This is a genomic window from Desulforhabdus amnigena (assembly GCF_027925305.1).
Lineage (GTDB): Bacteria > Desulfobacterota > Syntrophobacteria > Syntrophobacterales > Syntrophobacteraceae > Desulforhabdus > Desulforhabdus amnigena.
On the sequence record NZ_BSDR01000001.1, the window covers coordinates 3,515,618 to 3,533,025 of the forward strand.

Below are 17,408 nucleotides of genomic sequence, written 5' to 3' on the forward strand. Positions count from 1 at the left end.
TGGAGGGCTTCGGGAGAGAAGCCCCACCACTCGGCGGCGGAGGCCGAAGCATCAAGGAGCAGATAAAGGAATGCCTCGAACCGGGCTGAACCGGACTGAAGCGGAAAAACGAAAGCTCATTTCCCTATCTGGAAGCAACCGCATCTCATCCGCGGAGGCAGAAAGGAAAAGTGCAGGGGCGGATCAGGGAAAAAAGCAAGACTACACGCAATCCGCTGTCTGGTGAAAGCGGATGCACTCCTGCCGTCCTTGCGGGCTGGATGGAAAACGTGCTCTTCTCGCTACGAAAGCATCGGCAATCAGCCGCTCTGCGAATATCCTTCGCCAGCAGCAGTGATCACAAGCTCCATACGTGTGGTGGTCATAAAAATCTCCTTTGTTTTCTGTCCTGTTTTGCTTCGACATTCCTGTTTGTCAAGAGTGTGGGTGTGACCCCACCTGACACTCAAAACAGCCGGCGGTCGAGGGACCTGTATTGCACTGCTTCGAGGAGATGGTGCGGGGCGATGGCTCCCTCCCCTGCCAGGTCCGCTATGGTTCGAGCTACCTTGAGTATGCGGTGGTAGGCGCGTGCACTGAGCCCCAGTTGTTCGATGGCATGTTCCAGCAGCTTCTGTCCTTCGCCGTCCAGGTGACAGTATTTTTTGATATGCCGGGGCTTCATGAGGGAATTGGAATAAATCGATTCTTTGGCGAAGCGATCCAGTTGAAGTTTTCTGGCTTGAATGACCCGTTCGCGAATGGTGGCCGAGTTTTCCACCGGCTGGGTGGATTGAAGGTCCTTGTAACGCACGGCGGGCACTTCGATATGGAGGTCGATGCGGTCCAGGATGGGGCCGGAGATGCGTCCCCTGTAACGCTGAACGAGATTGGGAGAACAGGTGCAGGGGCGGTTCGAATCGCCGGAGTAGCCGCAGGGACAGGGATTCATGGCGGCGACGAGCATGAACCGTGCCGGATAAGTCAGGGACATGGCTGCCCGTGCGATGGTCACCTGCCCGTCTTCCAGGGGCTGGCGCAGGAGGTCCAGAATGTTGCGCCGAAATTCTGGAAATTCATCCAGAAAAAGGACGCCGTTGTGTGCCAGGCTCACTTCCCCTGGACGCGGAATGTGCCCTCCCCCAATGAGGCCTGCATCGGATATGGTGTGATGGGGTGAACGAAAAGGACGCTGCACCATGAGGGGTTGATTGTGGAGCAGGCCGGCGACGCTGAATATTTTTGAGGTTTCAAGCGCCTCTTCGAAACTCAAGAGAGGCAGTATCCCCGGGAGGCGCTGTGCAAGCATGGTCTTTCCGGCTCCCGGCGGACCGATCATGAGAACATTGTGTCCCCCCGCAGCGGCGACTTCCAAACCCCGCTTGGTATGTTCCTGCCCTTTCACCTCTTCAAAATCCATTTCGTTGAGCATTTCAAAATTCCAGATTTCTCCGGGAGCCAGCCGAAGGGGTTGGAGATCGGACTGGCCGTTCAGGAAGCTCACGACTTCCGAAAGGTGGTTTACAGGATATATGGAGAGCTCTTCCGTTACAGACGCTTCCGGTGCATTGCTGGCGGGAAGGAGCATCTTACGGTATCCGCTGTTGCGGGCCTGAATGGCCATGGGCAGACTGCCTGTGACAGGTTTGATGCGTCCGTCCAAAGAGAGTTCTCCCACCAGAATCACTTCTTCGGATTTGCCCGGTTTGATCATACCCATGGCGGCCAGTATCCCTGCTGCAATGGGCAGATCGAAACCGGCTCCCTCCTTTTTCAGGTGTGCCGGGGCAAGATTTACTGTGATCCGCTCAGCGGGAAAAGGATACCCGCTGTTTTGAAGAGCGGTTTTGACCCTGTCCTTGCTTTCCCGGACAATGTTATCTGGAAGGCCCACAGTGGCGAAGGCAGGCAGACCGGGCGATAGATCCACTTCCACTTCCACGAGGATGGCGTCGATCCCTAACAGGCTGCATGTGTAGGTTTTTGAAATCATTTTTGAGATGAACTCTTTCGCTGAAATGCTGTTGCGGCGGGTTTGTATCTTGTTTTATGGGTTGAGCATCCTTAAAATACATCACCCTGTTGTGTTAGATGATAATGTTTATTGATTCGAAATTTCGCGAGGACATTTTCTCGATGCGTTAGATGTTGAGTGTGATCTTTTATGGTATTTTTTTATAGGGTTTTTAATATTTTTCGAGTCACCGGGCGAGTCCTCGGACAGATAGATTGATTATGAAATGCTATTATAAAATACTTGGCATATCCCATCGAGCAAGCGAGGAGGAGATCAAGAAGGCTTTCAGGATGTTGGCCATGCGGTGGCATCCGGACCGAAATCCTCATGAATCTCACGCGGCTCAAAACTTCAGAAAAGCCCTCGATGCTTACGAAGTGCTCATAAACCCTTCAACGCGTAAGCAGTACGATAAATTACGCGGGTACAACAAGTCAAGGAGGAATGCTCCTCATCAGCCCCTGGAGAGGGGGGAGGGAAAAAGCGATTCTTTTACGGAAGTCTTTCAGGGTGCTTTCGGTATTGAATGGGGTGAAAAGAAAGAATGCCGCGAAAAAGACTTGCGATTTGACCTTCAAATCTCTAAAAGTGCTGCAGCATGTGGCATGTTTGAAGAAATATTCTTCCAGAGACTTGTTTTCTGCAACGAATGCTTTGGAAACGGGCGAAAAGTTCCTCTAGCGAGCTGTCAAGAATGCAAGGGAACGGGAGAGCGGGAAGAGATGTGTTCTTTGCGCATTTGGATTCCCCCGGGAAGTGAAGAAGGGACAAGGATTCGAATCCGTGGAGTTGGAGACAGGGAGATTCCTGGAAGAGCCGCAGGAGACTTGATCGTAGTGATTTACGTAATATGAGACGAGTGCGTGCCGGGATGGCGAATCTAAAGTATCTGAACGAAAATTTCTTAACATTTTCAAACCGTCATACCGGCGAAAGCCGGTATCCAGGGAATGTACCGTGTGGCTGGATTCCGGCTAAAAGCATGCCAGAATGACGTAACCTGCAACTATCAAGAATATTGAATAAATTCTGGTCAGATACTTGATGCGACATTGTCACATTAACCACGGAGATACAGAGGGCACGGAGAAAGACCTTCAAATGAAATCTCTGTGTTCCCCGTGTCGCCGTGGTTGTATGAAACCTGACAATGTCGAGTTAAATCCAAAGGAGACAAATATGCCGGGCGGTGAGGGGGAATTCACGCATATCGATTCGCAGGGACGACTGCGGATGGTGGATGTGAGCGAGAAGGAGGAGAGCTGGCGAGAGGGCAGGGCAGAGTGTTCCGTCAAGGTATCTCCTGAAACTTTACGGCGCATTCTCGATGGCAGCCTCCCCAAAGGAAATGTGTTCGAGGCGGCGCGATTGGCCGGGATAATGGCTGCCAAAAGGACTTGGGAGCTCATTCCTCTCTGTCATCCTTTACAACTGACAGGCATTGACGTCGATTTTTTCGCGGACAGGGTTGCCAATGAAATACGGATTCAGGCACGCGCCAAGACACGGGATCGGACGGGGGTTGAGATGGAAGCTCTGGTCGCCGTGACCCATGCTGCGCTGACGATCTACGACATGTGCAAGGCCATCGATCGTGGCATGGAAATTCAAAATGTTCGGCTGACATACAAAAGCGGCGGAAAGAGCGGAACTTATGAAAGGTCGTAAGTCTCGATTTTTGCTTTACTCTTTTCCTCGAGTGTGTTAGCGAAAAACGTTTTATAAATAACCATTCAGGGGGCAATGTATATGGATAAGGAGACACAGGCGTACTTCAAAGAGGTATTGATCAAACGACTGGATGAACTCTATGCTGAAGCGGAAAGAACCGTTGCGGGGATGACTGATGCGGAAGAAACATTTCCAGATCCGACGGATCGCGCCACTCTTGAGTCCGACAGAAATTTTATGCTCCGTATTCGTGACCGGGAGCGAAAGTTGATTCTAAAGATTCGTGAAGCCTTACAGCGTATTGACGACGGCAGCTTTGGCATTTGTGAGTCTTGTGGCGACGAGATTGGCAGGGAACGCCTGGAGGCTCGTCCGGTGACCACTTTGTGCATTGAATGCAAGAGAAAACAAGAAGCCGGAGAGCGGGCCAGAGGTGCTTGACTTCCGCGAATTCACCATCCGCGGCCAGTTCGATGAAAAAACTTTTTCAAAAGTCCCGGAGAGGGGATCGATGAACCCTTTTGGACCGGTCCCTTATCCGAAATCCTCTCCCATAGGGTCATTTCTTTTCTGCGGCTTCGTGACAAAATGATTTCCGGCCCGAATCTTTTGTCAAAAATCCTTTCTTTGATTCAGTAGTTTCCTTCCACCTGCATCACATCCCCCACCCAAATCACTTCTTCTTTTCCTGCATCTGTGAGGAGCTTGAGCGCTCCATCGGAATTGAATCCTGAAACCTTTCCCGAAATTTCTTCCCTGGCGGTGTGCACTTTTACCGCTTTCCCCAGAATGGCGGAGTATTGTTCCAGGGCGGGCACCAAGGATTCAAAGCCTCTTTTCACGAAACGATCGTGTTCCGTTTCAAACGCTTGCAGAAAAGAGAGAAGCAGTTCCTGCCGTTTGATGGGGCGTCCCCGTTCAATGGCCAGGGATGTTCCTGGATACCGGAAGGAGGCTTCAAGTTGTTCTTTTTTGTAGTTCACATTCATTCCAATCCCTACCACCAGAAAACGGGTGTAGTCCTGGTCGGACTGCATTTCAGTCAGTATCCCTGCCGTTTTTTTACCATGAATGAGAACATCGTTAGGCCACTTGATGGCTGCCGGAATATCGTATTCCTTTCGCAAAGTCTTCACGAGGGCGAGGGCGGCCACCAAGTTCGATTGGGAAGCCTCACGCACGGGTAAGGGGGTTCTCAGAAGGATGGAAAGATAGATTCCGCTGCGTGGAGCAGAGAGCCACGGGCGTTTGAGGCGGCCTCGGCCCTGAGTCTGTTCTTCGGCCACGGCTACCGTGCCGTGAGGAGCTCCTTGCGCGGCCAGATGGAGCGCCTCATCGTTGGTGGAGCCGATTTGGGGGAAGTAGTAGTAAGGCTTTCCAAGCCATGAGGTGGTGAGGTGGGGTACGATTTCTTCCGGAATGAGAAGATCGGGCGTGGCGAGAAGGCGATAACCTTCCTTGGGGTGACTCTCGATCTCATAGCCGATGGATCTCAAGTTTTGAATCTGTTTCCATATGCCCGTTCGCGTGAGCCCCAATTGAGAGGCCAAAAGGGTTCCAGAGAGGTAGCCGTCTTTTTCTTTGAGCAACCTCAGAATTTGCAGGTGAGTCGGTTCAGGGGATGACATGTTCAATGTTTTCCTTTCAAGAGATGCTATGAGGCCAGGCATGCTGCTGCGGAAAAGAGCAGGATTTCGGTAAGTTCGTTGGTGGCTCCGAGAACGTCGCCCGTAACTCCGCCGAGGGTTTTGAGCGTAAATCGGCGTATGGCCAGGACGGTCAAAACCGTGAGGGCTGCATAGAGGAGAAAAAATCTGGGGCTGAGCAGGATGGAAAGAGCCAGTGCTATGCCGCATGCAGTGTATAGATGCTTGCTGTTCATGTGTTGGAGAAAGAGCTTTCCCAGCCCTTCGCCGCTTCTTGCAGAGGGGCTTTTGTATGCGGTGAGCACCATGGCTGTTCTGCTCAGAGCCGGAATGAGAAGGATGGGAGACCAGGCATTGTGAGAAACGAGAGAGCAAATGGCACTCACTTTAAACAGCAGAGCCAGCATGAGAGCAATGGCTCCAAAAGCGCCTATGCGACTGTCCTTCATGATTTCCAGGCGTCGTTCTTTAGTGTATCCGCCGCCAATGCCGTCGGCGAGGTCGGCAAGGCCGTCCAGGTGAAGGGCCCGGGTGAGCGCGGCCAGAAGGGTGGTGATCCAAACGGCGAGAAGGAGGGGTGGGGCAAAGGACGCAAGAGGGTAGGCGACAGAGAGGATGGTGCCGCCAAGGACGATTCCCACCAGGGGGAAGAAGGAAAAAGTGGCGGCGAGGTCTTCTGCTGTAACGATATCGGATGTAGGACGTGGTAGGCGGAAGACCGTCAGAAAAGAGAGTGCCGTGGGGAAATGATTTCGCATGGAGATGTCTTTCCGTTGGTATCTGAATGCATGAGTGGATCCTCGGAGAGGGGAATACGCTTTTCACTTGAGAGCCAGGGGCAGTCCTGCCACCACCAAAGTCACAGCGCTGCAGGTTGCGGCGATCTGCTGGTTGGCGTAGCCCGCTAAATCGCGGAATTGCCTTGCGAGAGGATTTTCCGGAACAATTCCCCCCCCTACTTCGTTTGAAACGAGGAAAAGGGGGTAATCCGCCTTGGGAATCCATTGGCAAAGCTCCCGGATGGATTTTTCATACGGTGCAGGGGATGGGTGGAGGAGCAGGTTGGTGAGCCAGAGGGTGATGCAATCGACCAAAACCACCTTCGATTCTCCCTGAAGGGAACGAAGGGTCTCAAGGAGTTGGAAAGGACTCTCCAGGGTTTCCCAAGAACTTTTTCTTCGTTCCTGATGACGGTGAACGCGGCCCAGCATTTCATCGTCTAAAATCTGTGCCGTGGCGATATAAACATAGGGAGGGGGAAACTGGGAGACTAAATGCTCTGCATAGGCGCTCTTGCCACTTCGAGTGCCCCCCAGAATGAGATGGGGGTGCCTGGGAAGGGTTTTTAGGGACATGGCAAATGGGTTCCTTCCGTGAGATAGGCAGAAAGGTGCTGGCAGACCAGTTTTTCAACCAGGTGGGGCAAGGGTTCTCTAACGGTTCCCACAATGACGATGGGGTCCTGGGTTACGGGAAGAAGAAGTTTGGTGGCCTTGGCGGAACCGATGGACTGGACCATGGCGGGTGTGACCTCCCCCATCATGGCGTGTGAGAGAAGAATCGAGATGGGGCCGATGATGACATCCACCTGCTGCACACAGTGGCAAATGGCATTCTCACCCGTTGCTCCACGGTTGGCTCTGGCTTTCATCATCTGAGCCGTGGCAATGGCATTGGTCCCCAGGGCCCAGACTTCCGTCCGGTCTCCATAGGTTTCAACAATTTTCTTGATGACGGTGGTGCCGATTCCCCCTCCCTGGCCATCAATGACTGCGATACGTATCAAGAGCATCCTCCTTCGTCTACGAGCGGTTTACACCAATGCGGTCGAGTATCCTGGTCAATTCGTCTTCTGAACCGAAAGAAATGGTGAGTGTGCCCCGCTGTCCCCGGCGGCGCAGAGCGACGGGAGAACCCAAATGAGATTGCAAAGTCTCTTGCAATGATATCCAGCGTGGATCGGGTTCCGGTTTGGCCTGTGGGGACGATGCATCCTTTTTGGCGACAAGGGCTTCCGTCTGCCGGACGGAGAGATGGCGGTCCAAAATCAGGTCTCTCAATTTCCTCTGTTCATCGGCACCGGCCACGGCGAGAAGTGCCCGGGCGTGTCCCATGGTGAGCCTCTGGTTGAGTAGATCTTCCTGGATGTCTGGAGGGAGATGAAGGAGGCGAAGCAGATTCGCCACGGTGGAGCGATTTTTCCCCACCCGCTGAGAAATCTCCTCCTGTGTGAGATGGAATTCTTCTTGAAGACGTTGATAGGCCAGGGCCTCTTCAATGCAATTGAGATCCTGACGCTGAATATTTTCAATGAGAGCAAGCTCCAGGACATCGGTGGAACTCGCTTCGCGCACCAGAATGGGGACCTCCGTGAGGCCGGCGATCTTTGATGCCCTCCAACGGCGTTCCCCCGCCAGGATCTGGTATTCTTCAGGGACCTGTGTGCGCGTGGCGAGAATGGGTTGCAGAACCCCTTTTTCACGGATGGAACGCACGAGTTCGTCCATTTGTTCGTCGTCCACCAATTGACGGGGCTGGTAAGGGTTTGGGATCAGCCGGTCGACAGGGCAGTAGAAGAGCTGCACATCGTCACGTTTGAGCCAATCACTGGAAGTGAGGAGCTGGTCGAGTCCTCTGCCCAATCCTCGTTTTTTTTCTATCATGATTTGGACGCTCCCTGGGCGAGGATTTCTTCCGCCAGAGCGAGATAGGCCTTCGCCCCCGCACACGTGGGTTCGTAGAGAAGGGCTGGAAGCCCATGGCTTGGAGATTCACTCAGACGTACGTTTCTTGGAATGAAGGTTTTGAAAATGTTGAACTGCAGGTGTTTTCGAATTTCATTGACCACCTGGTGGGCGAGATTGTTGCGGCGATCGAACATGGTGAGGACGATGCCTTCGATGGATAGGTGGGGATTGAAACGGAGGCGAATCTTGCGAATGGTTTCAAGCAGGAGGGTGAGCCCTTCCATGGCAAAGTATTCGCATTGCATGGGAATCAAAACGGACTGACATGCGGTGAGTCCGTTCACGGTGAGGAGTCCCAATGAGGGTGGGCAGTCCAAAAGGATATAGGAGAAAGAATCTGAAAGGGACGAGATTTTCCTGAGAAGAAGAGTTTCCGCTTCCGGGATGGAGAAGAGTTCCCATTCCGCAGCGGCCAGCTGGGAATTGGATGGCAGTACCGCCAGATCCAGGTGAGGGAGCAGGGGCCTGTGTATGGGGGGAGGGGCATTGTCATGGAGAAGAAAGGAGTAGAAAGAAGGGGAGTCGGGTTGGAGACGAATCCCGAGTCCACTGGAAGCATTTCCCTGGGGATCGCAGTCGATGAGAAGGACTTTCTCGCCTTCCTTGGCCAGGCTTGCAGCCAGATTGACCGCTGTGGTGGTTTTGCCTACACCGCCCTTTTGATTTGCTATGGCAATTACTTTCGGCATAACTTCCTCACGATTGGAAACTGGATGGGTTCTGCATGTGTTCCACGTGGAACATGTCGAAAGGGAACTCAGTCTTTCCCCCGATGAGAAGGAATGAGAATTCCCCATGCTCGAAAAAGTTCATGATATCGAAGAATGAAAACGTCTCCCTCTTCACACCTGACCTTGAAGTACCGCAATGGCATGCGCGTAGAATCCAGACGGCCTTCGTACCATCTGTCCAGGATCTGTGCAATCTGAAATCGCTGTCCGCGCCAGACGAAGGCGATGGGGTCCTGAGCCCCGGCATATTCGTCCCGAGTGACAACCGTGATCCGTTCTAATTCCATCTGCTTATGAATCTGGATAAAATTGTTTGCTTGAGTACAAACGGCACTTATCTTAAATATTAGGTCTTGAAAGCCTGAAATTATACCCATTTCTGCAGGTAAATAAAATCATTTTTTGGGGTAGACTCAGCAATCCGGCTGAAGAATGAAGAAATCGGATTCCGAGGTATGATCATTCTTCCGAGGAGTAAAGGTGCTGCAGTTGGAAAGAGGGGGAAGGGCATGCGTGAATTCGGCCCCCAAAGGAGTCAATGGAATGAAAAAGGCGCTCTTAGTTATTGATATGCTTAATGATTTTTTGAATCCTCGAGGAGTCCTCTATTGCGGAGATGCCGCCAGAAACATCATTCCGGTGGTGCGCTCGCTGGTGGATGCCTTTGCTGCCGAAAATCAACTCATCGTCTACCTGAGGGATGCTCATGATCCAAATGACAAGGAATTCGAGCTGTTTGCTCCTCATGCCGTTCGAGGAACCTGGGGAGGTGAAATCATCCCCGAATTGCTTCCCCCCAAGAGCGCAAAAGTGGTGGACAAGACGAGGTTCACCGCTTTCTACGGAAATGATTTGGATGAAATACTGAAGCAGGCGCATCCTGAAGAAGTGTGGGTTACGGGGGTGGTCACTTCCATTTGCGTCATGGATACGGTAGGGGATTTGCGGAACAGAGATTATACCGCCGTGGTTCCAGTGGATGCCGTCGCAGATTTTGATCAGGAGTTCCACGACTTTGCTCTGAAGCGCATGCAACGTGTTTATGGTGCGAGGCTGGTAAAAAGTTCGGCGTAATCGTCGCTCTTCACCAAAAAAAAGCACACCTTGAGACAAAGGATCACAACCTATGAACGTATGGGACCAATATGCACCAGAGCTCGTGACTGATCTTTATGAATTCACGATGGCTGAAAGTTACCTGAAAGAAAATATGTCAGGTGAAGCGACATTCAGCCTCTTCATCCGCGCGTATCCGCATCATCGGGCCTATTTTGTCTCTGCCGGCCTGGAACATCTCCTGGAATTGATCCGCGACTTCCGCTTCAGTGAAGCGTCTGTGGATTATCTTGCCTCTACGGGAAAATTCTCCAGGGATTTCACAGATTATCTGAAAAAGGTTCGATTTACGGGAACGGTGAGAGCCATCCCCGAGGGGCGGATATTTTTTACACAGGAACCGATTCTTGAGGTTACGGCTCCCATCATTGAGGGACAGCTTCTGGAAACGTTGGTGATCAATGTGATTCAACTGGAAACCCTGCTTGCGAGCAAAGCCGCCCGTTGCGTCCATGCGGCCCGCGGAAGGGCGCTCGTGGATTTTTCCCTCCGGCGGACTCACGGAGTCGATGCCGGGCTCAAGGCCGCTCGAGCCAGCTACCTCGCCGGATTTGTGGGAAGCAGCAATGTGCTCGCTGGAAAGATTTACGGAGTTCCCGTTTTTGGCACCATGGCCCATTCGTATGTCACCAGCTTCAAAAATGAAATGGATTCCTTTCTTGCCTTCGCCAGAACCTATCCGGACGATACCGTCCTTCTCATCGATACCTACGATACCCTGCGTGGTGCGGAAAAAGCTCTTGAAGTGGCCCGCCGTATGTCTGCGGAAGGCAAGCCGCTTGTGGGGGTGCGATTGGACAGCGGGGATTTGGTGGATCTGAGCCGCAAGGTCAGGAAAATATTCCTGGATGGTGGTTTTCCCGATGTGAAAATTATTGTGAGTGGAAGCCTGGACGAATACAGCCTGGAAAAACTTTTGGAAGAAGGGGCGGAGATAGACCTTTTTGCTGTCGGTACTCGAATGGGAGTTTCCTCGGACGCTCCCTATTTCGATATCGCTTATAAGCTGGTGGAGTACGAAGGCCGGCCCATCCTGAAGCTCAGCAGCGGGAAAAAAACTTGGGTGGGGAAAAAACAGGTTTATCGTTTCTATGACGAAGATGGAAAGATGAAAGAGGACCTTCTCTGCCTGCTGGAGGAGGCTGTTCCTGGTGGGGAACCCCTTCTGGAGACGGTCATAAAAGATGGAGAGTTGCAGCGTTCTCCCGAATCACTGGAAAGGATTCGAGAGCGTTTCGCCGGAGAATGGGAAAAGCTTCCCCACATCTATCGCAGCACTTATCCCGTTGAAACATACCCGGTAAAGATCAGTGCCGATTTGTCTGAACTGGAGCGGCAGACCTCCGAAGCGCGGCGCCGGGAGGAAATCGAAAAAGAGTGGTGATACGCGATGCTCTAATTGTGGTTTTGCCATACGAACAACTGGCGGGGTCGGGATGTGTCCGGCAGAGAATAGGGGAAGCTTCCCTGGAATTCGATGCCGGCTTCGAGAACGGAATGGAAAGAATCTACGTCAGGTTTTTCTCCAGGGCCGGCCCACCAGGCGAAAATTCCCCCCGGCGCCAGTACCCGTGACGCAAAACGGGTCAGGTGTTCTGCTTGAAGACGCACTGCCCGCATGGTGATAAGATCGTACCTTTCGCGCGCCAGGGAATGGTGGATTTCTCTGAAATCCTCCCACCTGCCATGCAGCGCCCAGCTGTTTTTCAGGGAAAGTCTTGCCAGGAGCACCTTGAGAAAAGAGACTTTCTTGTGATTTGCTTCGAGGAGCACCATTTTCAGTTGGGGACGCAAAATTTTGAGGGGAACGCCGGGAAAGCCGGCTCCGGTTCCCACGTCCAGCGCCAATCCTTGCTGCGGAAGCCACCTGGCTGGAAGGAGCGAGTCCAAAAGGTGCTTGATGAGGATTTCGGGGAATTCGGTGATTCGAGTAAGATTCGTCCGGCGGTTCCAGTCGAGCATCAGGGTGATGTGACCGTAGCATAATCGCCCTTGTTCCTCGGAAAAGGGAATGTCGTTTGCCTCGGTGAGCTTCAGAAGTTGTTCCAGGAATTCTGCTTCATTCATGGGGGTTCAATTCTATGGAGATGAAATAACCTTGCAATTCTCATTTTGGATGGTCTCATGATGCTGTCGCTTTCAACATCCCCCCTCAATACCCCTATCAAAGGGGGACTTTATCCTAAAAAATCCACCCTTGGGGAGCATGGGGAGTATTCACTTTTCAAAATGAGAATTGCTGAAATAACACGTGTGGCCCTGATGATGAAATCCCGCGGCATTCGTTCGCCGAAAGGGGATTCAAAAATCATTTGCCGATACAGAATTGGGAGAAAATACGGTCCAGTAAATCTTCGTCTTCATTCCAACCCAGCACGGATTCCAGTTGCTGACGGGCAAGGTGAATTTCTTCCGTGACCAGTTCGCCATAGCCTCCTGCCAAAAGAAGTTCCTTGCCTCGAAGAAGAGCATCCATGGCGCGTTCCAGACAATCCCTCTGACGCAAATTGGATATGAGCGTCGCATTGCAGGATTCCAGCGGCTGCTTCAGGAAACTTTCAGAGAGCTGCTCCCGGAGCCTCTCGATATCCGAGGAATTCAGGGCGGAGAGTTCCATGGCTCCTGCTGCGGAAGGGTATTTTTCTACTGCCTCTTCCATGGAAAAGGCGGGAGGCAGATCGTGCTTGTTCAGGAGAAGCATATGCCGGCTCGAGGATATACTTGCATAAATGGTGTCATCTTCTTCCGTCAACGGCCGGCTTTGGTCCATGAGCCAGAGAACCACGTCTGCATCCTCCACGGAGCGGAGGGTCCTTTCGATGCCGATGGATTCGATCTCGTCCGGAGAATGGCGAATTCCTGCTGTGTCCAGGATGCGAACCAGAATGCCCGAAAGCAGGAACGTCTCTTCGATCACGTCTCGAGTGGTGCCGGGTACAGGGGTCACAATGGCGCGATCCTTTCCGAGAAGAGCGTTCAAGAGAGAGGACTTGCCCACGTTGGGTTTTCCCACGAGCACGAGGGTGATTCCCTCGCGCAGGACTCGCCCGCGTTCGAAATGGTCGAGCAATTCCTTTAGAGGGGCGATGACCTGCTTGTCCAGGTCCTGGATCGAAATAGCGAGATGGGAATCTGAAGAGGCATCCTCCAGGTCTTCTGAAAAGTCAATGGATGCTTCGGTGAGGGCCTGGAACTGAAGGAGGACTTCCCTCCATTGAAGAATACGATCGCGAAGGTCGCCGCTCAGATGTCGGCTGGCGAGGGCGAGGCTCTTTTCGGAACGGGCATGGATGACATCGATGATCGCTTCCGCTTGAGAAAGGTCGATGCGGCCACTCAGAAAAGCCCGCCGTGTGAACTCTCCAGGTTCAGCCAGTCGCGCTCCGGCCCGGATCGCCAGCTCCAGGATACGCTCCAGTACGGCATAACCGCTGTGGCAATTGATTTCGACGACATCTTCGCGGGTATAGGTTCGCGGGGCGGCCATGTAGCTGAGAAGTACCTCGTCGACTCGTTGACGGGTCGATGGATCGAGAATCCAGCCATGGTAGAGGCGATGGGATTTCAGGGAGAGAGTAGAGGTGGTGGGGCGGAAGAGCTGTTGAGCAATCCCCACAGCTTCCGGCCCACTGATTCTGATGATTCCGATTCCGCCTTCTCCTACGGGAGTGGCGATGGCGCATATTGTGTCTTGGTTAGTCTTGAAGTCCATCGTGCAGGTGGAATCCATCCGGAAAATGGCGGATCAGGCCTCTTGTTCCGTGATGGCGATTTTGTTCTGGGGTTTTTTGCCTCTCTTGACGGGGTAAATGACAACACGCCGAAGATTGCCTTCCCCTTTGCTCTTGGTGCGGACCTCCTGGTCTTCCTTCAAGGCCAGATGAATGATGCGGCGGTCCTGGGAGTTCATGGGACCGGTGGTCAAGGGGCGATGGGTCCTTTTTACCTTGTCGCTGAGCTGCTGAGCCAATTCGGTGAGACTGCCCTCGCGCTTGGATCGATAGTTTTCAGTATCCACAACGACTGGAATATTTTCGGCCAGTTCCTTTTGAAGAATCTTGGAAACGAGGTACTGAAGAGCGTTCAATGTCTTGCCTCGCTTTCCAATGAGTAAGCCCGAACCGTTGCTGATGATATTGAGGCAAACAGTGTCCTCTTTGCTTTCAGCTTCGACAACGGTGGGCAGATCCACATGCTTCAGAATTTCGCTCAGGACGGACTTGGCCCTCTCTGCCGCCGCCTCTGCCGTTAGAACTTTCGGGACTACACGGATCTTTGCTTTTTTCGCGCCGACAATCCCAAAGATACCTGAAGAGCCTTTGGAGATGATTTCTATTTCAAGTTGTTCTCGAGGCAGTTGGAGTTGTTTGCAAGCCGCGGCGATGGCGTCCTCGACAGATTTTTCTTCAATTTCAAGAGTTGACATGCTCTCCTCCGTTAATTCTCTGAACCGGGCGAATTGTGCGTAATCGTAGCGGGGAGGTCGTGGTTATGCATTTTGACGATTGATCATATACTGCTGCACGATGGACAAGATATTGTTTACAAGCCAGTATAACACAAGACCTGACGGAAAGTTGACAAAGAAAACAGTAAACATCACAGGCATGATCAACATGATCTGTTCTTGTCTTGGATCTCCGCTGGATGGTGTCATCTTCTGCTGGATGAACATGGAAATACCCATAAGGATTGTCAGAACGGGAATGCCGGGGCCTCCGCTCAAATAAGGAATCTTGAATCCGAGGTCGAGGCGGTCCGGGGCGGTCAAATCGTTGATCCACCACATGAAGGGTTCATGTCTGAGTTCAACGGCGCCGTAGAGCATTCGGTAGAGGGCGAAGAAAACTGGAATCTGCAGGATCATGGGAAGGCATCCCCCCATGGGATTGACTTTGTGAGTGCGATAGACCGCCATCAATTCCTGGTTGAGCTTCTCTTTGTCGTCTTTATATTTCTCTCGGATTTGCGCGATCTTGGGCTGTACTTTTTTCATCTTCTGCATGGACTGGTAACTCTTCTGTGTGAGAGGCCAGAAGACGATTTTGATCATGACGGTAAGCAAAATGATCGCCACACCGTAGTTATGGGTATATTTGAAAAGCCAGTTGAGCACATGGAGGAGCGGTTTGGCGATAAAAGTGAACCAGCCGTAGTCGACGGCATGGGAGAGGTTGTGTCCTGCCTGGTTCAGTCGATTGATTTCCTTGGCCCCCATATACATTCTGAGCTTGAAATTCTTTTTTTCATGGGGGTTCAACTGGAAATTGTCCGTCAGGTAGACCACCTGCATGAGCCCCGTATCGGCGTTCAGAACACGTGGGATGATCTGAAAACCGCTTTCTTCCATGGGAATGACGGCCTGAAGAAAATAATTGTTTTCATAACCGATCCAATCCATGGGGGGGCGCAGGATGATGTCCTTTTTGAGAAGATCCTTCAGGGGGTAATTCGTGAGAGACCCTTTTTGAAATATGGAAAGCTGGGAAAGATTGTAAGAACTCTCTTCCTTCAAATCGGTATAGGGCTGAACATAAAAACTGATGCCCATTTGATCGGTCAGCATGGAATCGGAAAGGTTTTCCAGCTGAATGCCAAGGTCCATGACGTATGAATCAGGCATGAAGGTGAAGGTTTTGATCAGCCGAACCTGATTGGGGATTTCTGCGGAGAGAGAAATGTCTTGGGGTGCTTTTCCCGCCGACAAGATGATTCTATTGGGTGACTGGCTGGTAAACGGGCGCTGAGACAGCTGCCATTCCTGATGATTTAGAAGGTCGACGGCCAGCGGAAGGTAGCCGCTGCTTTGAGAAGGGATCAGTTCCATGGGGCGGGAATTGGGGTCTACCTTCTCGCGGAAGTTCATCAACTCGAAGGAACCGATGCGTCCTCCTGGAGCCAGAATCTGCATCTTGTACAGCTGGTCGGTGACCGTCCAGCTTTCAAATTGCTGTCCCAGCTGGGTCAGTCGCTCCTGCGGCAAGGTGCCGGCCGCGGCTGGAAGCTCTGTCGCCGGCGAAGCGGCCGTTTCGGGCAAAGAGGACTGGGGAACAGATGTTGGCCCTTGCTGTTGTGTCTCTTGAGCCGGCGGGGGAGTAGGGGTACGATAAAGCCCGAAATAGTACTCCCAAAAAAGAAGTACCACGAGAGATAAGACCAGGGCAACCAACGCTCTTTTTTCCATTGAGGAATACTCCGTGCTGTTCGGAAAATAAATGTATGAATGATAACGATCAAGCGGGCTTAGGGTTCCAGAAACGTGGTACGGCCCGTCCGTTTGATGGCATGACTGCTCTCTTTATTGCTCTGAATGGAAATTCCCCTGTTTTGGATCACGGGATCGTAGCCTCCCGGATGGAAAGGATGACATTTGGCCAGGCGTTTCAGCCCCAGCCAAAGACCTTTGGCGAGACCATAGACCTGAATGGCTTCATGAGCGTATTGGGAACATGTGGGAGTGAACCGGCAACTGGGGCCCTTCAGAGGAGAGATGAAAAGTTGATAAAAACGGATCAAACCAAGACATATCGATCGGATCATGAACTCCGGCCATCCTGTTTTACAAAAACGCGAAGGAGTTCCCTCGCCACTTCGGTGGACGAAAGCCTTTCAGCCCCCTGCCGGGCGATGATCACGATATCCCGGCCCGGCAAGGGAATATGATGTTTGTGCAAGCGAAACCACTCCCGCACACGACGCTTGATTCGGTTCCTTTCAACAGCGTTCCAGAATCGCTTCGTTACGATGAGGCCCAAACGGTGGTAATCCAGCCCGTTTATTAGAAAATTCACACCGAAATGAGTGGTGCGTGACCGTTTACCGACTCTCTTGACTTCCAGGTACTCCTGGGAAGTTCGAAGCTTTTCATGAGGACGGAAGCGGTATGAATCTTTCAAACGAATCCCTTGATCCCGGTCATCTCTTCGCCACTCTTAGCCATGCCATGTCGAGGCAATCGACTCTCGACTAAACAGTAAGACGCTTTCTTCCTCTGGCTCGTCTACGTTTCAATACGGCCCGTCCGGATTTGGTGGACATACGCTCCAAAAAACCGTGGGTTCTCTTCCTTTTGAGATTGCTTGGCTGAAAGGTTCTTTTGCTCATTTTGTTTCACCTCGTTGTTGATTTGAAATATTCTACCTGTAAAATAAATCCTCTCCCGGTAACTTTTTTATCTCTGTAGTCTCGGTGCCTCATTGCTTCTTTCAGATGCCCAAAATACCCAAAGGTGCATCGAAGTGTTTTCTTTTCGAGGATGCACGATGCACATTGATGAAGCAAAAGGTTCATACTTTAGGGGCGCCTCGAAGTCAAAAACAGAATGTACTGTTAATGCAAAAGTGTATCCTTAATCGAAAGGTTTTCACTTTGTCAAGCAGCAAAATCCAGCCTGCAACGCAACTCCGAGATGAGAATGTCTTTTGGGACTCCAGGCGGAGCCGTTCCTTACGTTCATTAGGGGGTGGCGAATTCTAAGATCCTGTTATCCACCACAGAGACA

The 17,408-nt window shown here is 51.9% G+C and carries 20 protein-coding genes; 5 read left to right on the forward strand and 15 right to left on the reverse strand.

What is annotated here, in order from left to right:
• Positions 1-445: 445 nt before the first annotated feature.
• Entirely contained in the window at positions 446-1,972 is a 1,527-nt protein-coding gene (locus QMG16_RS14935) for a YifB family Mg chelatase-like AAA ATPase (RefSeq protein WP_281795548.1), read from the reverse strand.
• 242 nt (positions 1,973-2,214) lie between these two features.
• Here QMG16_RS14935 and QMG16_RS14940 point away from each other — a divergent pair, with 242 nt between their 5' ends.
• The 3 genes from QMG16_RS14940 to dksA all read left to right on the forward strand — a co-directional run bounded on the left by QMG16_RS14940 (position 2,215) and on the right by dksA (position 4,108).
• Positions 2,215-2,850: a DnaJ domain-containing protein gene (locus tag QMG16_RS14940; protein WP_281795550.1), complete on the forward strand. Its 636-nt coding sequence runs from the start codon at positions 2,215-2,217 to the stop codon at positions 2,848-2,850.
• A 325-nt stretch (positions 2,851-3,175) separates the two neighbouring features.
• A complete protein-coding gene (moaC, locus tag QMG16_RS14945) occupies positions 3,176-3,664 on the forward strand; it encodes a cyclic pyranopterin monophosphate synthase MoaC (RefSeq protein WP_281795552.1) in 489 nt (162 codons plus the stop codon).
• A gap of 81 nt (positions 3,665-3,745) precedes the next feature.
• On the forward strand, positions 3,746-4,108 hold the full coding sequence (gene dksA / locus QMG16_RS14950; RefSeq protein WP_281795554.1) for an RNA polymerase-binding protein DksA: 363 nt from the start codon (positions 3,746-3,748) through the stop codon (positions 4,106-4,108).
• A 191-nt stretch (positions 4,109-4,299) separates the two neighbouring features.
• Here the strand turns inward: dksA and QMG16_RS14955 are convergent, their stop codons facing one another.
• The 7 genes from QMG16_RS14955 to QMG16_RS14985 all read right to left on the reverse strand — a co-directional run bounded on the left by QMG16_RS14955 (position 4,300) and on the right by QMG16_RS14985 (position 9,078).
• The gene (locus QMG16_RS14955) at positions 4,300-5,295 is read right to left on the reverse strand and encodes a biotin--[acetyl-CoA-carboxylase] ligase (RefSeq protein WP_281795555.1); all 996 of its coding nucleotides are present in this window, start codon (positions 5,293-5,295) and stop codon (positions 4,300-4,302) included.
• 26 nt (positions 5,296-5,321) lie between these two features.
• Positions 5,322-6,071 (reverse strand): adenosylcobinamide-GDP ribazoletransferase, encoded by a 750-nt coding sequence (gene cobS / locus QMG16_RS14960; RefSeq protein WP_281795557.1) that lies wholly within the window; start codon positions 6,069-6,071, stop codon positions 5,322-5,324.
• Positions 6,072-6,134: 63 nt separating this feature from the next.
• Positions 6,135-6,668, reverse strand: a complete 534-nt coding sequence (cobU, locus tag QMG16_RS14965) for a bifunctional adenosylcobinamide kinase/adenosylcobinamide-phosphate guanylyltransferase (RefSeq protein WP_281795559.1) — start codon at positions 6,666-6,668, stop codon at positions 6,135-6,137.
• Entirely contained in the window at positions 6,659-7,099 is a 441-nt protein-coding gene (locus QMG16_RS14970; protein WP_281795561.1) for a DUF3842 family protein, read from the reverse strand. Before QMG16_RS14970 ends, cobU begins: the two co-directional genes overlap by 10 nt.
• Positions 7,100-7,115: 16 nt before the next feature.
• Positions 7,116-7,976, reverse strand: coding sequence for a ParB/RepB/Spo0J family partition protein (locus QMG16_RS14975; RefSeq protein WP_281795562.1), 861 nt, complete (start codon positions 7,974-7,976; stop codon positions 7,116-7,118).
• Positions 7,973-8,749 (reverse strand): ParA family protein, encoded by a 777-nt coding sequence (locus QMG16_RS14980; RefSeq protein ID WP_281795565.1) that lies wholly within the window; start codon positions 8,747-8,749, stop codon positions 7,973-7,975. The genes QMG16_RS14975 and QMG16_RS14980 overlap by 4 nt, the downstream gene beginning before the upstream one ends.
• Positions 8,750-8,817: 68 nt before the next feature.
• The gene (locus QMG16_RS14985; protein WP_281795567.1) at positions 8,818-9,078 is read right to left on the reverse strand and encodes a DUF6504 family protein; all 261 of its coding nucleotides are present in this window, start codon (positions 9,076-9,078) and stop codon (positions 8,818-8,820) included.
• A gap of 256 nt (positions 9,079-9,334) precedes the next feature.
• On the opposite strand from QMG16_RS14985, the gene QMG16_RS14990 reads away from it, so the two are divergent.
• Entirely contained in the window at positions 9,335-9,865 is a 531-nt protein-coding gene (locus QMG16_RS14990; RefSeq protein WP_281795569.1) for a cysteine hydrolase family protein, read from the forward strand.
• Positions 9,866-9,917: 52 nt separating this feature from the next.
• Entirely contained in the window at positions 9,918-11,291 is a 1,374-nt protein-coding gene (locus tag QMG16_RS14995) for a nicotinate phosphoribosyltransferase (protein ID WP_281795570.1), read from the forward strand.
• Between the two features lie 11 nt (positions 11,292-11,302).
• Here QMG16_RS14995 and rsmG read toward each other — a convergent pair whose 3' ends face one another.
• The 7 genes from rsmG to rpmH all read right to left on the reverse strand — a co-directional run bounded on the left by rsmG (position 11,303) and on the right by rpmH (position 17,011).
• Positions 11,303-11,974 carry a 16S rRNA (guanine(527)-N(7))-methyltransferase RsmG gene (gene rsmG, locus QMG16_RS15000; RefSeq protein ID WP_281795571.1) on the reverse strand — a complete coding sequence of 224 codons (672 nt, stop codon included), beginning with the start codon at positions 11,972-11,974 and terminating at the stop codon, positions 11,303-11,305.
• A 241-nt stretch (positions 11,975-12,215) separates the two neighbouring features.
• Positions 12,216-13,619, reverse strand: a complete 1,404-nt coding sequence (gene mnmE / locus QMG16_RS15005; protein WP_281795572.1) for a tRNA uridine-5-carboxymethylaminomethyl(34) synthesis GTPase MnmE — start codon at positions 13,617-13,619, stop codon at positions 12,216-12,218.
• 33 nt (positions 13,620-13,652) lie between these two features.
• The gene (jag, locus tag QMG16_RS15010; RefSeq protein WP_281795573.1) at positions 13,653-14,333 is read right to left on the reverse strand and encodes an RNA-binding cell elongation regulator Jag/EloR; all 681 of its coding nucleotides are present in this window, start codon (positions 14,331-14,333) and stop codon (positions 13,653-13,655) included.
• 63 nt (positions 14,334-14,396) lie between these two features.
• Complete coding sequence (gene yidC, locus QMG16_RS15015) at positions 14,397-16,091, reverse strand: membrane protein insertase YidC (RefSeq protein ID WP_281795574.1); 1,695 nt, start codon at positions 16,089-16,091, stop codon at positions 14,397-14,399.
• Positions 16,092-16,150: 59 nt separating this feature from the next.
• Positions 16,151-16,447, reverse strand: coding sequence for a membrane protein insertion efficiency factor YidD (gene yidD, locus QMG16_RS15020; protein ID WP_281795576.1), 297 nt, complete (start codon positions 16,445-16,447; stop codon positions 16,151-16,153).
• Positions 16,444-16,803 carry a ribonuclease P protein component gene (gene rnpA / locus QMG16_RS15025; RefSeq protein ID WP_281795578.1) on the reverse strand — a complete coding sequence of 120 codons (360 nt, stop codon included), beginning with the start codon at positions 16,801-16,803 and terminating at the stop codon, positions 16,444-16,446. Before rnpA ends, yidD begins: the two co-directional genes overlap by 4 nt.
• 70 nt (positions 16,804-16,873) lie before the next feature.
• Complete coding sequence (gene rpmH, locus QMG16_RS15030) at positions 16,874-17,011, reverse strand: 50S ribosomal protein L34 (RefSeq protein ID WP_281795580.1); 138 nt, start codon at positions 17,009-17,011, stop codon at positions 16,874-16,876.
• Positions 17,012-17,408 lie beyond the last annotated feature (397 nt).

Excerpts from the sequence above, each read along its gene's own strand:
- QMG16_RS14935 (WP_281795548.1), bottom strand. The coding sequence starts at position 1,972 with ATGATTTCAAAAACCTACACATGCAGCCTGTTAGGGATCGACGCCATC.
- QMG16_RS14940 (WP_281795550.1), top strand. The coding sequence starts at position 2,215 with ATGAAATGCTATTATAAAATACTTGGCATATCCCATCGAGCAAGCGAG.
- moaC (WP_281795552.1), top strand. The coding sequence starts at position 3,176 with ATGCCGGGCGGTGAGGGGGAATTCACGCATATCGATTCGCAGGGACGA.
- dksA (WP_281795554.1), top strand. The coding sequence starts at position 3,746 with ATGGATAAGGAGACACAGGCGTACTTCAAAGAGGTATTGATCAAACGA.
- QMG16_RS14955 (WP_281795555.1), bottom strand. The coding sequence starts at position 5,295 with ATGTCATCCCCTGAACCGACTCACCTGCAAATTCTGAGGTTGCTCAAA.
- cobS (WP_281795557.1), bottom strand. The coding sequence starts at position 6,071 with ATGCGAAATCATTTCCCCACGGCACTCTCTTTTCTGACGGTCTTCCGC.
- cobU (WP_281795559.1), bottom strand. The coding sequence starts at position 6,668 with ATGTCCCTAAAAACCCTTCCCAGGCACCCCCATCTCATTCTGGGGGGC.
- QMG16_RS14975 (WP_281795562.1), bottom strand. The coding sequence starts at position 7,976 with ATGATAGAAAAAAAACGAGGATTGGGCAGAGGACTCGACCAGCTCCTC.
- QMG16_RS14980 (WP_281795565.1), bottom strand. The coding sequence starts at position 8,749 with ATGCCGAAAGTAATTGCCATAGCAAATCAAAAGGGCGGTGTAGGCAAA.
- QMG16_RS14985 (WP_281795567.1), bottom strand. The coding sequence starts at position 9,078 with ATGGAATTAGAACGGATCACGGTTGTCACTCGGGACGAATATGCCGGG.
- QMG16_RS14990 (WP_281795569.1), top strand. The coding sequence starts at position 9,335 with ATGAAAAAGGCGCTCTTAGTTATTGATATGCTTAATGATTTTTTGAAT.
- QMG16_RS14995 (WP_281795570.1), top strand. The coding sequence starts at position 9,918 with ATGAACGTATGGGACCAATATGCACCAGAGCTCGTGACTGATCTTTAT.
- rsmG (WP_281795571.1), bottom strand. The coding sequence starts at position 11,974 with ATGAATGAAGCAGAATTCCTGGAACAACTTCTGAAGCTCACCGAGGCA.
- mnmE (WP_281795572.1), bottom strand. The coding sequence starts at position 13,619 with ATGGACTTCAAGACTAACCAAGACACAATATGCGCCATCGCCACTCCC.
- jag (WP_281795573.1), bottom strand. The coding sequence starts at position 14,333 with ATGTCAACTCTTGAAATTGAAGAAAAATCTGTCGAGGACGCCATCGCC.
- yidC (WP_281795574.1), bottom strand. The coding sequence starts at position 16,091 with ATGGAAAAAAGAGCGTTGGTTGCCCTGGTCTTATCTCTCGTGGTACTT.
- yidD (WP_281795576.1), bottom strand. The coding sequence starts at position 16,447 with ATGATCCGATCGATATGTCTTGGTTTGATCCGTTTTTATCAACTTTTC.
- rpmH (WP_281795580.1), bottom strand. The coding sequence starts at position 17,011 with ATGAGCAAAAGAACCTTTCAGCCAAGCAATCTCAAAAGGAAGAGAACC.